Source organism: Alcanivorax sp. IL2, assembly GCF_047495475.1.
Classification (GTDB): domain Bacteria; phylum Pseudomonadota; class Gammaproteobacteria; order Pseudomonadales; family Alcanivoracaceae; genus Alcanivorax.
Window position 1 is genome coordinate 3,101,130 of record NZ_CP179932.1, and the last position, 16,091, is coordinate 3,117,220.

Below are 16,091 nucleotides of genomic sequence, written 5' to 3' on the forward strand. Positions count from 1 at the left end.
TACAATACCCCCCATGGATACCCGCCCCCCCTTACTGAACTGGCGCCTGCGGCTAATCTGGCTACGCAGCCTGCTGGTGCTGATCATTACCCTTGCCCTGATGGTGCTGCAAAGCCAGGGGCATAGTGGCTATCGTCTCAATGAACTGGGCTGGCTGGCGGCGCTCTTATTGCCCAGCCTGATCACGCTGTTGTCTCACCGCGTAACCCATCAGCGCCACACACCGCTACTGACGCTGGAACTGGCCCTGGACACGATCCTGTTCACTGGCCTGATCCAGGGCTTCGGCGGTGCCGGCAACCCGTTGTCGTTCTATTTGCTGGTGCCTGCCTTGCTGGCTTCCCTGACCCTGCCACTGAAAAACGGCATGCTGGTGGCGGCACTGGCGCTGGGCGGTTACATGGTCTCCATGAGCTGGTATCAGATGCCGGCCATGGATAGCCCCCTCCATGCGCTAAGCCACCAGCTCAGCGGCCTGCATGGCATGGGCATGGCTGCTGTTTTCATTGCCCTGCTGGTCATGCTCACCCTGCTGGGCCAGGTGATTCAGCGCCTGATGCGCCAACAGCAACGCCAGCAGGAACAGGCCATTGATCTGGCCGGTCGCCGCGAGCATATGTACCAGATTGCCGCCACCCTGGCCGATCAGGCCCATGAACTGAATACGCCACTGGGTACCCTGGTGATGCTGGCCGACAACCTGCTGCATGCGCCACAACTGCCAGGCGCCCTCCGCGATGAAGTCTCCCAGATGGAGCAACTGGCCCGTAACGTGGCCCAGCGCCTGAAACAGGGCAATGAACCTCTGCTGCCGGAATACCTGCCCATCAGTGAATTGCTGGAAAAGCTACAACAGCACCTTCGTCATCTGGCGCCCACCCTCTCGGTCAGCAAACAGCTGGACAGCGACCCCTGCGTCGCCGACACGGAAGGCTGGTTTCGGGTGCTGTGTAATCTCGGTTATAACGCCATGGACGCTGGCGCCACCCGGCTGGCCATTACCCTGCAGGATCAGGGACAGCATTACCGATTACAGGTCAGCGACGACGGTCCCGGCCATGCCGCATCGGAACGGGAAGGCATGGGGATCGGCCTGACCCTGGTCAGCACCACGCTGCAACAAATGGGCGCCAATCTGGAGATGGAATTCGGGCCGCGCTGGACCCAGGCCCGCATGGACTGGCCAAAGCTACCGGAACCAATGACATGAGCGAGCGCCAACTGCTGCTGGTGGAGGACGACGAGCCACTGGCCAAACAGACCGCCCGCGCCCTGGAGCTGCGCGGCAACCGGGTTGCCGTCGCCCATAATGCAGAACAGGCGTTGGCAGCGCTGAGCGGCCTGGACCATCTTGATGGCGCCATCCTTGACCAGAACCTGGGCAACGACAACGGCCTGGACCTGATCGAACCTGTTCTTGCGCATTTTCCGGATTGCCGGGTCATCCTGCTCACCGGCTATGGCAGTATTACTGCGGCAGTAGCCGCCACCCACCGTGGTGCCCGTAATTATCTCACCAAACCCGCCAGCCCCGCTGACATCTTGCTGGCGCTGGATGCGGATCCGACCAATCCGACCCTGCCTCTACCCGCCACGCCACCATCCTTGCAACGGCTGGAATGGGAGCATATCCAACGCACACTGGATGCCCATGATGGCAACATCTCCCGTGCCGCCGACGCGCTGGGTATTCATCGCCGCACCTTGCAACGACGACTGAAAAAACGACCCACTGCCAGTGACTACCAGCGCGACAAGCACTTTCGCGAAGACTGACTGTCGCAACTTGCCTTACACTGTTGTACAAGTGACAACTTACCTTCCCCAGGGGCAGCAACGAATTGCCTGCTACCGGGAAACAGCGCACAGGGATGCAGGACTTGAGGGCACCGCAGCAGACAACCTGGTTAGCCACCCTACTGCTGATGCTGCTCGCCATGCCGGCTTTCGCTGGTGACACCCCACAACTGCGCATCACCGGCAATGCCAGCGATGCGGTCAGCGCTAATATCCGCGCCCTGGTAGACCTGTCCCGTTACCCCTGCGAGCCGCCCACCGCCCAATATGGCCTGATCCGCCGACAGATTCTCGCCAACAGCCAGCAAGCGTTGCAGGCCATGGGCTACTACGAAAGCACCCTGTCCCTGAGTACCGACCGGGAAGACGAGTGTGTGCGAGTTACACTGGATGTGGATAGCGGGCATGCTGTGATCCTGCAACGGGCCGATATTCGCATCAGCGGCGATGCCGCCAACGACCCCGTCTTCAACCAGCTGGTCGACAATGCACAACTGGCCATTGGCCAGCGCCTGCAACACGACCAATACACCGCCCTGAAAAAGAAGCTGCAGCAGAATTTAATCAGCCGCGGCTATGTGCAAGGCAAACTGACCCGGCATCGGCTCAGCGTGGACACCCGCAAACGCCAGGCCACCATGACACTGCATGTGGACAGCGGCACCCGCTATGACTTCGGCGCCGTCACCATTAGCGGCAGCGAATTGCGAGACAAGCTGATCAATGCCTATCTCGGCTTTGATCAGGGCAAGCCCTTTAACAGCAAACAGCTGCTGGAAACCCAGCAGGCCTTTCTCGGTGCCGGCTATTTCAGCGCCGTCCGGGTGCAGAAAGGCACCCCGGATGACAGCACCCGCACCATTCCCGTCAGCATCACTCTCACAGACAACAATCGCTGGTCACTGCTCGCCGGTGTCGGCGCCAGCACCGATACCGGGCCACGGGTTCGCCTGGGGGTGGAAAATCGCCGGGTTAACCAGGCCGGCCACCGCTTCCGGGCGGAAACGGAGGTATCCCAGGTGCAGCAAGGCGCCGGCGCCAGCTACCAGATCCCGCTGAAAGATCCTCAGCGCGAACGACTGGATTTTCACACCAGTTACGTGAATGAGGTCACCGACAGCAAGGACAATGAACGCTGGACCACCGGTGCCGATTATATTGTCGAGCTGCAGAATCGCTGGGTCACCACTACCTCGCTGACCTACTTGCGCGAAACCTATGAAATCGCCGAAGAAGTGGATCAGGCCGAGCTGATCATTCCCGGTTTCCAGCTCAGTCGCGTCAAGGCTAACGACCCCATCTACCCGTCATTTGGCTGGCGTTTGAGCAGCAAGATCCGTTTCGCCAACCGCAATCTGTCTTCCACGGCCTCCTTTTTGCAGCTCACTGGCAACGGCAAGATTCTTTTCCCGTTACTCGGCGGACGAGTACTGATGCGCGGGGATCTGGGCTATACGGAAGTGACCGATGTGCGCGAACTGCCCGCCTCTATCCGCTTCTTTGCTGGCGGTGATTCCAGCGTGCGCGGTTTCGCCTATGAATCCCTGGGCCCACGGGCAGCCAATGGGGAAGTGATTGGTGGCCGGCACCTGGCCACCGGCAGCCTGGAATACGACCACCCGATCACCGAGAAATGGCACCTGGCGGTGTTCACCGATGGCGGCAATGCGTTCAATGACTTTGATGATTTCGAAATTCGCCGCAGCGCCGGTTTCGGCATCCGCTGGCGCTCCCCGCTGGGGCCGATCCGGCTCGATCTGGCCCGGGCCGTGGATGAACACCGCGACTGGCGTTTGCACCTGAGCATGGGGCCGGACCTGTGATCAAACGAGTCCTCAAGCGCTTCAGCATCGGCCTGCTCGGCTTGTTGTTCAGCGCAATACTGATAGTGGCTGTCACCTCCTGGCTGCTGCTGGGCACCGCCACCGGCAACCGCTGGCTGCTTGGTCAGGTCAGCGGGCTGATGCCCGGTGAACTGCAGGTGGATGACTGGCAGGGAAGTCTGCTGGACCGGGTTAGCGCCACCGGGGTGCGCTATCAGCTGGACGATCTGTCAGTCAGTCTGGATCGCCTGGAAGTGGAGCTGGTACCCGCTTCCCTCGCCCGCGGCTGGCTGGAGTTCACCACCCTGTCTCTGGGTAACCTGAGACTGTCTCTGCCGCCCGGCCAGGCGTCCGACGATTCACCTGCGGGCAATCTGCCGGACAGCCTGGCACTGCCCCTGGGTGTACGCATCGACACTCTTAGCCTGGCCTCCCTACATCTCAACGACACCCTTCTGGTCAGCGAACTGGATGCCCGACAACTGGCAGCCTGGCGCCGTTTCCAACTGGCCAGCCTGACCACCCGCACGGTGGCCGATATCAGCGTGGACGCCACCGCCCAGGGCAGCCTGGCAGCCCCCATGGAGATTCAGGGGCAGGCCCGCTGGCACATGCCGTTACCGCAGAGCGATACGGTCAACGCAGACCGATTGGCAGGCCAGCTTGATATCAGCGGCTCTCTCGCAGCCCTGCAACTGCGCCATCAACTACAAAGCCCCGTGGAAATTCACAGCCAGGGCCAATGGCGACTGGGCGACCCGGAGCGGCCACTGGACCTGGAACATCTGTGGCCGGCCCAGCCACTACCACTGTCGTTGCCACAGCCACTATCTCTGGGCCACGGCAAGTTGACCACGCAGGGCCCATTGGCGGCCCTGAAAATAGCCGGGCAGAGCAGCCTGATCAGCGGCGACAGAACCGTCAACCTGACCCTGGATAGCCAGTTGAGCGACGGCGGCCTGACACTGCAGCAGTTGCAGCTTGATGATGGCGAGCAGCAGCTGGAGGGCCGGGGTGAGCTGCTGTTCAGCCCCCTGGCCTGGGATCTGACCGTGGCGGGCAAACTGGACACCGGCCTGCTACATCCGTTATTCCCGGGCCTGCTCAGCGTGCAGGGCAGCAGCCGCGGCAGCTACAAGGATGAGCAATGGGCCCTGTCCCCCAGCCAGGTACGGCTGGAAGGCCGGGTTCGGCAACAACCCCTGACCGCCACCACCACCCTGGAGCGCCACCAGCAACGCCTGCGACTCGACAGCAACATCCGCTGGGGTGACAACCGGCTCAGCGCACGCGGGGCCATCCTGCCCGACTGGTCCCTGGACACCCGCGTGGATCTGAAACAGCTGGCCCAGCTTTATCCGGATCTGCAGGGCCAGGTCAGCGGCCAGCTGCAAGTGCGCGGCGCCCTCGCCACTCCCACGCTGAGCGGCAGCCTGAACGGGCAGCAGCTCGGCTGGCAGGAGTGGTCGCTGGCCTCCCTGCAAACCCGCTTCCAGGCACTCGGTATGGGCGACCAGACCATGTCGCTGGAGCTGAACAGCGAGGCCCTACAGCAGGGCAACATCGAACAGCTCGCCGCCGCCCGCATCAGCGCCAAGGGCACCCTGAGCAGCCATACGGCCACGGCAAGCTTCCGGCGCGACGAACTCAGCCTGGAGACAAACCTGCAAGGCACGTTGAAAGGGCTCAACCACTCGCCCCAGTGGCAGGGCAACCTGTCCGATACCGGCCTGATTCATCAGCAACTGGGCCGCTGGCAACAGGCCGAGGACACGGCGGTGCAGCTCTCTGCCACGGCCCAGTCCATCAGCCCTTTCTGTCTTGAGCAGACACCGAGCCGGATTTGTCTGACAGGCAACCGCAACAGCAACTATCAGATCGACGCCAGCGCCTCCCTCAAGGCTTTGCCACTGGCATTGGCAGGCGCCCTGCTAGGGCCAGAGTTTGCCGTGCAGGGCAGCCTGGACGGCGAGGCTACGGTGCAAGGCTCACTGGACAACCCCCGTGGCCAATACCGGCTGGAAACCCGGGGGGCACAAATTGCTGTGCGCACTCCGGATGCCCCCCAGGAGCTTGTGATTGAGCAACTCTCCTTACAGGGCACGCTACAAAACCGTCGTCTGAGCAGCGAGCTGACACTGATGTCCGACCTGGCCACCGTCGACGCTACCCTGGAACACGGCCTGGATGCCGACGCTTCCCTGACCGGTGAGGTGGCATTACGGGTATCCAGTCTTGCTCCACTGGCGTTGTTCACCACCGATCTTCGCGAGATCAGCGGCGAGATTCGTGGCGACGTTGCGCTGGGCGGCAGCCTTCGCCAACCACTGATGAAAGGCAGCATCCGGCTGGATAACGGCCGCGCCCTGGTCCCCGTTCTGGGGGTGGCCGTTACCGATCTGCAGGTGGACGTAAAGGGGTCGCCCCGCGGGAAACTGGATGTCAACGGATCGGCCACCCTGGGCGAAGGCACCATGACCCTGACCGGCAGCCTGGACCCGAGGGAATGGCCAGCCAGGGTAGATCTGTCTTTGCAGGGTGAACGGTTACTGGTGGCAGACCGGCCCGATGCTCGCGTTTTGCTTAACCCCGCCCTTAGCCTCAAGGGAGACCTGAGTGAATTGCAACTGGGCGGCCGATTGTCCATCCCGGAAGCGGAAATCCGCCCAACGCAGCTTCCCGAGGGCGCGGTCACTGTTAGCCAAGACCAGGTGCTGGTGCACCAGCAAAGCGAACAACGCAGTGGTCTGCCACTGGGTATGGATGTCACAGTCAGCCTGGGGGACAAGGTGCACTTCCAGGGCTTTGGCCTGGACGCCATGCTCGGCGGCACCCTGAAGGTAGAACAACAGCCGCAACGCCCCCCGCAACTCAACGGCGAGCTGGTCATCCGTGAAGGCCGCTATCGGGCCTACGGCCAGAACCTGGCAATCAGTGATGGCCAGCTGATTTTCCAGGGACCGCCGGACAACCCCGGGCTGGATATCCGTGCCATCCGCAAGATCCCCAGTGAAAACGTTATGGTCGGGGTGCAGCTCAGCGGCACCCTGCAGGAGCCGGAAGCCACCCTGTTCTCAGAACCCAGCATGGAGCAAAGCCAGGCCATGTCCTACCTGCTCACCGGCCGGCCACTGGAGCGGGGATCGAAAGGCGACAACAACCGCATCGCTCAGGCGCTGGCGTTATACGGACTGGAGAAAGGCAGCGGCGTCACCGAAAAACTCGGCGACAAACTGGGTGTGGATGAAATCACCGTGGGCAGCGACTGGGAAACCGACGACGCGGCCTTGATGCTGGGCAAACAGCTTTCCGACCGACTGTATCTGACCTATGCGGTAGGCCTGTTCGATGCGGTCTCCACCGTCATGCTGCGCTATACGCTGACCCGACAGCTTCACTTGGAAGCCCGTTCCAGCACCAAGGCGAACAGTCTGGATCTGATCTGGGAGAAAGAGTTGCAGTGATGATGAGCCAGCTATTGTAGGAGCGGCGCGGGCGGCGCGATTACCCAAGGCTGCCAGGCGAAAGCCCCGTCTGTAGGAGTTCCTCTTGAGGGACGAATCGAGTGCAGCGAGGCAACAAACGTATCGGTCTTTTCTTTTTTCTGAAACTCGCCGAACCCTGAAATACCTGGTCACCCTTCGGGCCGCACGGAGCGACGTGCGTTACTCCGCTACGCTCCGTTCCTATCAGTCGCTCCGTAGAAAACACCGGGATTGAGAAATTTTCCAGCCTTTCCCCATCAACCGGAGCCTAGCTAGTGCGGCAGCGCGTACGTCCCGGTCACATGGGCCACCATCTCGTCACTACCCTCACTGAACAACTGTACTTCCAGCACGGCAGAACGCCGTCCCAAGCGCAGAATCACGGCGTCGGCAATCAGATCCTTCTGGGCCGGACGGGACAGGAAATTGATATTGAGATTCTGCGTCACTGCCATTTCCACTCGACCCAGCTCGCCGAGAATCGCCGCATACATGGCGGCATCCGCCAGCCCCATCATAGTAGGCCCGGACAGGGTGCCGCCCGGACGAATGGTGGACGGCCGGAATGGACTACGCACCCGTGCACGCCGCTCACCCACTGCTTCAACCCGCAATCCTTCCTCGGACGCCGCCGGCAACCCCTGATAGATCACGTCCTGTACTTCCTGTGCATTCAACATTTTTATCACCTGCAAAAACGGGCCCCTTGGGCCCGTTCCACTTCGCTATTTTATTGAATCAGCAATGATTCATTCCTGGACTGCGGCGCCGGGAAACCAGCAAGCCAAGCAAGGCAATAATCCAGATCGTCGCACCTCCGCCACTGGAACCGAAGCCATTTGAACCTCCGCCGCTTCCATTACCCGAGCCAGGATTGTCCACATCCGTGTCACCACCCGTGTCACCATCACCACCAGAATCCCCTCCGCCATCGTCACCGGGAGTGACACCCAGCGACCGATCAAAAGGCGTAAAGCGAACCTGCTCTTGATGGAGAGTAGCCACCAGCAAGTTATCCTCCTGCGGATCAACCACCCGAACCATAATCGGTCGACCTGCTACCTCAACCTGATCCTCATTGTCGAATTCGAAGTGGCCATCCGAACCGAGCACCATTGACCAGCGTTGAATAAGAGCAGGAGCATCTGTATCAGGATCACCGCCGCTCAGGTTGTAAAGGACGTAATTATCTTCGTCTCCCTGAGTTGACTCTGACCAGGTCGATACCTGCAGCGAAACTGGCAGGAAATCCTCAGGCTTACCCTGATTGAAATTCGGGGTTCCACGCTGAAAGCCCGCTGCGCCATCATTCAGATTCAAGGCAACAAATTCATTATTGCCGGGGGAAAACACCAACGGAGCCTCGACGTCGGTAAAATTATCCGCAAGCGTCATCGTCCAGCCGGCACCGGGATCCAGAAAGGTAACATTACCTGCAAAATCATCCAGCTGGAGCAAACGAACATCATCGCCGGCTTTCAGTACCAGAACGGTCTGCTCCCCAGGAGCGGCTCGAGACTGCCAAAACTCAATATCTCTGGGGTCGCTACAGGTCCCGCTTCCTTCACAATCCTGATAAAAATCAAGCTCTCCGTTAGGCCCCCAGGCGGTAATCACGCTGCCCTCATTACTGAATTCCATCTGAAACAGTACGGCATGGCGACTAGCCTGCACTGTGCTCAAGTTGGAGAAGAAAACACCATAATCATCGAAATCCTTGGCCGGATCTTCCTGTGGACTGGAAGCATTCACATCAATATAGCTGACCAGCATCTGGCTACGTCCATAGGCATTGAAGGACTGTTCATAGACCACCGCCAATTTGTCATCACTGGCATCGGGGCTATCACCGCCTACCATGGCAATAGCCTGGGGCCGCCAACGCAACGGAATGGTGCTAACCCAGGTCTTGGTTTGCAGATCGAAGACACGAATCGCCGCCTCACAACGATTATTGCCCTGATGCAAGACATAGGCCTTGTTACTTTCATCGTCCAGTGCCACATGCTGACTGCTGACACCCAGCACCTGCTGGTAAATACTCAGTGGGGCATTGGCTGCCACACTGTAAGGTTGCTTACCGTCATCAAAAGGCAAGCCCTCACTACGCATCACGGTATCTACAACCAGGTTACCCAATCCGGCTTCGCGGAATAGGTGCGTCTTCGGATCACTACCCCATAGGTGGGCCACTTCATAAATCACTCCTTCTGAGCCGAGTTTGCTGCGACTTTCAAAGGACACAGCCGTGCTGTAATGCGTCAGATCTGTAGTCCAGTTCAGATCATCGCCACTCTCGCAGGCAGCTACGCGACCACGGACCACAGACCACTTACCGTCTTCAGCTTGATCCAGAAAACGAAACTCCTGACCAGCAATCCAGCTGAGGTAAGGTCCGTTAATACTCCAATATGAGCCATTATCCATAACGACAAAGGCACCATCGTTGTTATCGATGATAAAGAGATCGTCGGGGGTCTCCAGATAATTGCCATGCCCTTGAGCAATATCAAACTGTGCTACCTCAACCTCATCATCCACCAATGTTGGCGGCCAATTCAGGAGATTCAGATCTACACCGTCAGGGCTAAAGAAAGTCAGATCACTGCTGCCTGATACATATGGCACAAGCTTCTGCATAGTTTCAGAAAGACTGTAAGAAGCATTGGATGCACTGAGGTCAGAGGTTTCCAGTACATGCAGCTCATTACCCTCTGTAAAAGCCACGAACAGCTTTTCACCATGCAAGGCAATGTCAGTAATATCCTGAAAATTACGCGTCACATCACCGCCTGACGAGTCAGGAACCAGAGCGCCGGTCAAATCACGCTTTTCAAGACGACCATTGCTGTACGCGATAAATACCGCATCGTCATCCAGTGCCATGGCAACAGGTGAGCCCTGAGAGCTCAGATCTGTCTGCTGCACATTTCCGGAAACGGAGTGATAACGATATAAATGGCTATCCGAGAGCAGGAAAGCTTCATCAGCCACCCGGACAGAATCCAGCAAAGTCGCCTGTGCCCCCGAACTAATACACAACCCAAGGGCACATCCCAGTGCCCACTTGATCCGACTATCCATGCTTCCCCCATTGCCAGCGATATGACTTTCTCTGATATTTTTTTCCTAGACAGATTCTAGACAACCTGCACCACAAAAGCCAAGGCTGGAGTCGCCGTCGCTTTATCCCTAGAATCAGCCGTTCCCTGTTGAAATAGCCCGAATTGAGCCTTATGCGCACTTCCCAGTACCTGCTTGCCACCGTGAAAGAAACCCCTGCCGATGCCGTTGTCATCAGCCATCAGCTCATGCTGAGGGCCGGCATGGTCCGCAAGCTGGCCTCCGGCCTGTATAACTGGCTACCCACCGGCCTGCGCGTGCTGCGCAAGGTGGAGAACATTGTCCGCGAGGAGATGGACCGGGCCGGTGCCCAGGAAGTGCTGATGCCGGTGGTCCAACCCATGGAGCTGTGGGAGGAGTCCGGCCGGGCGCCGGCCTACGGTCCGGAGCTGCTGCGTATCACAGATCGCCATAACAATGCTTTCTGCCTGGGCCCCACCCATGAGGAAGTGATTACCGATCTGGTTCGTAATGAACTGCACAGCTACAAACAGCTGCCGGCCAACTTCTACCAGATCCAGACCAAGTTCCGCGATGAGATCCGTCCGCGCTTCGGCATCATGCGCTCGCGGGAATTTATCATGAAGGACGCCTACTCCTTCCACACCGACATGGAATCCCTGGCCGCCACCTACCAGACCATGCACCAGGCTTACTGCGCCATCTTTGATCGCCTGGGTCTGGACTACCGCCCGGTGGAAGCGGATACCGGCGCCATCGGTGGCGCCGCCAGCCATGAATTCCATGTGCTGGCCGACTCCGGTGAAGATGACATCGCCTTCTCCGACAGCTCCGATTACGCCGCCAACGTGGAGCTGGCCGAAGCCCTGGCTCCTGCCATTGAGCGCCCCGCCCCGGGTGCGGCCATGGAAAAGGTGGATACGCCTAACGCCAAAACCATCGAAGAACTGGTCGCGCAATTTGATCTGCCCGTCGAGAAAACGGTCAAGACCCTGGTGGTGAAAGGGGCAGAAGAGGGGCAGCTGGTCGCCTTGCTGGTACGCGGCGATCACGAGCTGAACGATATCAAGGCGGAAAAACTGGCATCAGTGGCCACGCCGATGGAATTCGCCAGCGAAGAGGAGATCCGTCAGGTCATCGGCGCAGGCCCGGGCTCCCTGGGCCCGGTGGGCCTTCCGATTCCCGTTGTCATTGACCGCAGTGTGGCAGTGATGAGTGACTTCGGCGCCGGCGCCAATGAAGACGGCAAGCACCACTTCAACATCAACTGGGAGCGCGACGTGGCGCTGCCAGAGGTGGCGGACCTGCGCAATGTGGTGGAAGGCGACCCCAGCCCGGACGGCAAGGGCACCCTGACCATCAAGCGCGGCATCGAAGTGGGCCACATCTTCCAGCTGGGTACCAAGTACTCTGAAGCCCTGGGAGCCAAGGTACTGGATGAGAACGGCAAGTCCGTGGTCATGCCCATGGGCTGCTACGGTATCGGCGTCACTCGAGTGGTGGCCGCCGCCATCGAACAGAACTATGACGACCGCGGCATTATCTGGCCAGAAGCCATCGCCCCCTTCCAGGTGGCCCTGGTACCGGTGAACATCAAGAAAAGCCCCCGCGAACGCGAGCTGGCCGAGACGCTGTACGCCGAACTGACCGGCGCCGGTATTGAAGTACTGTTCGACGACCGCGAAAAGGAACGCCTCGGCGTAAAACTGGCCGACAGCGAACTGCTCGGCATCCCCCACCGCATCGTCATCGCCGAACGCGGCATGGACAATGGGGTGCTTGAATATAAAGGGCGCGGAGATGCAGACAAAACCGAGGTGGCCATGGGTGAGGTTGTGGCGTTCCTGAAAGCGAAGCTGGGCTGAGTTAACAGTTAATAGTGAACAGTTAACAGCGGCGCGCTCCAGCGCCTCGTGACTGGAAACGCAAGAGGCCGCGTCCAAACCCTGGACGCGGCCTCTTTGCTTTCAGAACAGACAACGCTGTTCCGCGCCGCTGTTAACTATTAACTGCTCACTATTAACTAGATTTTAACGCTCCGCTTCACCGCCATCACCTGGCTCATGGTGTTGTCCCCATGGGCGGTCAGCTGCCACAACGGCAGGCCGCGGTTATCCTTCTCCGACGATTTGGTAATCAACCCAAGCGCTCGCAAGTGGATCTTGATCTGATTGAACGCATGGGCAGCCAGCACCACGTTGCGCACCGCATGGGCACGGGGGAAGTCCTGCTGCACATCTCCCAGAGCCTTGCGGCCAATGAAGTCTTCCAGGGCCTTCTGCATCACCGGTTCGGATGCCGGATTGAGCATCAGCGGAGCCACACAGGAAAACGCCTGATCCCAGCTGATCCGGGTGGTGACCATGGCCAGTTTGCAATCACCGCCTTCGTAAACGTTGCAGGAGTAATCCAGTGCCACCAGATCGCCACCCCGGGACAGGGTTTTCAGTGCTGGCCGGGCCTGGCTCATGCTGTCTTCGCGCTCTTTTTCCAGCATCTCGATTCGGGCTTTGAGCGCCTCGACTTCTGCCCCGCTGCCACCGAGGGCGGCCTGGTCTGCACGCACCCAGCCCGCGGTGCGATGCTCACGCATCAGGTTGGGAATCACCTTGTGTGCCAGTTCTGCCAGGCCGTTTTCCGTGGTCCAACGGAAACAGGCTACCTTTTCTTCCAGCAGGCGGACAAAATCATCGCGGCGCACCTGACCATCACGGGTAGGCTCCTGCTGGTCAGAAGGCAGCATGGCCGGATTATCATGGATAAAGGCAACGATGGGTTTGCGCTTGGTGGCGGCAAAAATATATTCGCGATGCAGCTCGCTGAGCCCCATGGGAGACAGGGTGCCGTAGCGCCCACCCACAATAAGGACAAAATAATCGCTGGTTTCGATCAGCTTCTGGATCACCGGCAGCAGGGTATTGCCATCTGCGGCAGAACTGTCCAGGCCGGTGGGTATCATGCCATGCTCAATCATCGGCAACATCAATGCCTGGCGCGCCCCCTGCATATCGGGAAAGGTGGCACTGATAAAGACCTGGTAGCGTTTCGTCGCTGTCACCCTGGGTACCTGTAGCGTCGAGTTATGGCCCTCTCGGGCACGTTTTTGGCTGGCTATTAAACAGCCTGTGGGCCCTTATCACAACCCGGGGACCGCTGTAGGCAGTCTGGTCGTGGGACATCCATCCGGTTCATGCTAGCCTGAGCCCAGCCTTTGTGCCGGTTATCCGGCGGCGCCAGTGCCAATAACCAATATCGTAGCGCTTTTTGCAAGCTTACAGGAATGGGACGTCATGCAAACCATAGCCTTTTACAACCTGAAAGGTGGCGTGGGCAAAACCGCCTCGGCCGTGAATGTGGCCTGGCATGCCGCACGCTGGAAGCACCGTACCCTGCTCTGGGACCTGGACCCCCAGGGGGCCGCCAGTTTTTACCTGGGGGTGGATGACGGTGACGGCTACAAGGCCGGCAATCTGATCAAGGGGAAACAACCCATCGGCCGACTCAAGCGGGAAACCCGCTGGGCCAATCTGGATGCCATCCCCGCCGACATCTCCATGCGCAATGCCGATATCAAACTGCTGGAAAACGGCGGCGCCAAGAACCGCCTGAAACAGTTGATTGCGCCGCTGGGGGAAAGCTACGAACTGGTAATCCTGGATTGCCCGCCGACCCTGAGCCCGGTGGCGGAAAGTATCTTTGCGGCGGTGGACTACCTGTTTGTGCCGGTGATCCCCACCCACCTGTCGGTACGCGCCTTTGAACAGGTGCTGAACTGGCTGGAGAACAAGAACTACAAGAACCTCACTGTGGTGCCTTTTTTCAACATGGTGGATCGGCATCGTGACCTGCATGTGGAAATGCTGGTCAAGCGTCCCAAGAGCATGAAAGGCGGCCTGAAAACCTGGATCCCCTACTCCACCCATGTGGAGCAGATGGGCGACCACCGCGCCCCGGTCGGTGAATTCGCCCCCTACACCCCCTCCGCCCAGGCCTTCCGGGCCATGTGGTTTGAGATCGCAGGAAAGCTGAAGCTGTAGAGGCAGTGAACAGTTAATAGTTAACAGCGACGCGCTACAGCCCCTCGCAACGGAAACGCAAGAGGCCGCGCCCAAACGATGGGCGCGGCCTCTTTGCTTTCAGAACAGATAACGCCGCTTCGCGCCGCTATTAACTGTTAACTGTTTTCTAACTGCTCTCCCAAGGGTTTGCCCGCCGCAGAATCGCCCCCAGATCCAGCCCCCGCGGCAGGGTCCCATAGTTACGATCACCATGCTCTCCCAGGCGGGAGGCAATAAAGGCGTCTGCCACGGCGCTATTGCCCGACGCTACCAGCTGGCTGGCCTGCATGGTCAGGGACAGGCGATCGACGATAACCCGGGCCCGGTATTCGGCTTCATCCATGTCCACGAATTCCTGCTTGAGCGAAGTCACCGCCTTGTCCAGGCGGGGATCACTGCCAGTGGTTTTCGCCAGCTCGGCGAACCACACATCCAGCACCGCCGGGGTCTTGGCCAGGGCCCGCAGCATGTCCAGGGCCTGCACATTACCGGAGCCTTCCCAGATGGCATTGATAGGGGCCTCGCGGTACAGGCGCGCCATGATGAAGTCTTCTGTGACGCCGTTGCCGCCAAGGCACTCCATGGCCTCGTAGGCATGGAAGGGAGTGCGCTTGCAGATCCAGTACTTACCCGCCGGCAGACCCAGCCGCAGCAGCAGTGTCTCGTGCTCGTTGCTCGGGTCCAGGGTGGTGTTATCCAGCGCCTCGCCCATACGCATGGTAATGGCCAGGGAGCCCTCCACCTCCAATTGCAGGTCCGCCAGCACGTTACGCATCAACGGCTGATCGATCAGGGTCTTGCCGAAAGCGGCACGGCCCATGGCATGGTTCACCGCCTGCGCCACCGCCTGGCGCTGGCCGGAGGTGGAGCCCACCATGCAGTCGAAACGGGTCATGGCCACCATCTCGATAATGGCCGGTACACCGCGCCCCTCCTCGCCGACCATCCAGCCAAGAGCGCCGCGCAATTCGATCTCGGAGGAGGCATTGGAGACGTTGCCCATCTTGTTCTTCAGACGCTGTACCTGGATCGGATTCTTGCTGCCGTCCGGACGCCAGCGCGGCACCAGGAAACAGCTCAAGCCGCTGTCGGTCTGGGCCAGCACCAGGAAGCCATCACACATGGGGGCCGAGGTGAACCATTTGTGGCCCACCAGTTCGTAGGCGTCACCGGGGCCTTCGGCACCGATCGGATACGCCCGGGTGTTGTTGGCGCGCACATCGGAGCCGCCCTGCTTTTCGGTCATGCCCATGCCGATGGTCAGCGCCTGTTTTTCCGTATGCGGCAAATTACGCGGGTCGTAGGCATTATTGAGAATCTTGGGCAACCATTCCTTTGCCAGCGACGGGGTCAGCTTGATGGAGGGCACCGAAGCAAAGGTCATGGTCAACGGGCAGCCGTGGCCGGCCTCCACCTGGCCCTGCAGATAACTCTGAGCCGCCCGGGCCACATGGGCACCCGGCTTCGGGTCTGCCCAGGGAGCGGAGTGAATGCCGGATTCCAACCCCAGGGTCATCAGGCGGTGGTAGGCCTCGTGGTACTTTACGAAGTCCACCCGATAGCCCTGGCGATCATGGGAGAAGAACTGCGGCTTGTGTTCATTGGCCAGAAAGCCCCACTCGATCACCTCGGCACTGCCGGTTTTGGCACCATGGGCGGACAACCTGTCCTCCGCCCAGCCGGCCCCGTGACGGCGTACCGCCTCGCGCAGGGCGGTGTCATTGTCGAAGGCGTTGTAATCCTCCAGCGCCCTGGCCTGATTGAAGACCTCATGGGTCTGGGCCAACGGGTCTGCTTTCCCCTGTTGCGCCCCTCTGTGCAGGGTCTCGTGCTTCGCATTCATT

General features: G+C 59.7%; 10 protein-coding genes. 6 read left to right on the forward strand and 4 right to left on the reverse strand.

The window, feature by feature from the left end; genetic code table 11:
• The first annotated feature begins 13 nt into the window (after positions 1 to 13).
• From ACMG4N_RS14350 to ACMG4N_RS14365, 4 genes are all read left to right on the forward strand, one after another.
• Positions 14 to 1,210, forward strand: a complete 1,197-nt coding sequence (locus ACMG4N_RS14350) for a sensor histidine kinase (RefSeq protein ID WP_414432139.1) — start codon at positions 14 to 16, stop codon at positions 1,208 to 1,210.
• Positions 1,207 to 1,776 (forward strand): response regulator transcription factor, encoded by a 570-nt coding sequence (locus ACMG4N_RS14355; RefSeq protein WP_297768373.1) that lies wholly within the window; start codon positions 1,207 to 1,209, stop codon positions 1,774 to 1,776. Before ACMG4N_RS14350 ends, ACMG4N_RS14355 begins: the two co-directional genes overlap by 4 nt.
• Before the next feature lie 95 nt (positions 1,777 to 1,871).
• On the forward strand, positions 1,872 to 3,620 hold the full coding sequence (locus ACMG4N_RS14360; RefSeq protein WP_414432141.1) for an autotransporter assembly complex protein TamA: 1,749 nt from the start codon (positions 1,872 to 1,874) through the stop codon (positions 3,618 to 3,620).
• Positions 3,617 to 7,084: a translocation/assembly module TamB domain-containing protein gene (locus ACMG4N_RS14365; RefSeq protein WP_414432143.1), complete on the forward strand. Its 3,468-nt coding sequence runs from the start codon at positions 3,617 to 3,619 to the stop codon at positions 7,082 to 7,084. The genes ACMG4N_RS14360 and ACMG4N_RS14365 overlap by 4 nt, the downstream gene beginning before the upstream one ends.
• A gap of 293 nt (positions 7,085 to 7,377) precedes the next feature.
• Here the strand turns inward: ACMG4N_RS14365 and ACMG4N_RS14370 are convergent, their stop codons facing one another.
• The gene (locus ACMG4N_RS14370) at positions 7,378 to 7,785 is read right to left on the reverse strand and encodes a PaaI family thioesterase (protein ID WP_414432145.1); all 408 of its coding nucleotides are present in this window, start codon (positions 7,783 to 7,785) and stop codon (positions 7,378 to 7,380) included.
• Between the two features lie 58 nt (positions 7,786 to 7,843).
• Complete coding sequence (locus ACMG4N_RS14375; RefSeq protein WP_414432147.1) at positions 7,844 to 10,189, reverse strand: YncE family protein; 2,346 nt, start codon at positions 10,187 to 10,189, stop codon at positions 7,844 to 7,846.
• 152 nt (positions 10,190 to 10,341) lie between these two features.
• Between ACMG4N_RS14375 and ACMG4N_RS14380 the strand changes: the two genes are divergently transcribed.
• On the forward strand, positions 10,342 to 12,054 hold the full coding sequence (locus ACMG4N_RS14380; RefSeq protein WP_297768358.1) for a proline--tRNA ligase: 1,713 nt from the start codon (positions 10,342 to 10,344) through the stop codon (positions 12,052 to 12,054).
• Between the two features lie 158 nt (positions 12,055 to 12,212).
• Here ACMG4N_RS14380 and ACMG4N_RS14385 read toward each other — a convergent pair whose 3' ends face one another.
• Complete coding sequence (locus ACMG4N_RS14385; protein WP_297768354.1) at positions 12,213 to 13,247, reverse strand: DUF4062 domain-containing protein; 1,035 nt, start codon at positions 13,245 to 13,247, stop codon at positions 12,213 to 12,215.
• Between the two features lie 232 nt (positions 13,248 to 13,479).
• On the opposite strand from ACMG4N_RS14385, the gene ACMG4N_RS14390 reads away from it, so the two are divergent.
• The gene (locus tag ACMG4N_RS14390; protein WP_414432149.1) at positions 13,480 to 14,226 is read left to right on the forward strand and encodes a ParA family protein; all 747 of its coding nucleotides are present in this window, start codon (positions 13,480 to 13,482) and stop codon (positions 14,224 to 14,226) included.
• Between the two features lie 148 nt (positions 14,227 to 14,374).
• Here ACMG4N_RS14390 and ACMG4N_RS14395 read toward each other — a convergent pair whose 3' ends face one another.
• Positions 14,375 to 16,090: an acyl-CoA dehydrogenase family protein gene (locus ACMG4N_RS14395; protein WP_414432151.1), complete on the reverse strand. Its 1,716-nt coding sequence runs from the start codon at positions 16,088 to 16,090 to the stop codon at positions 14,375 to 14,377.
• Position 16,091: the final 1 nt, after the last annotated feature.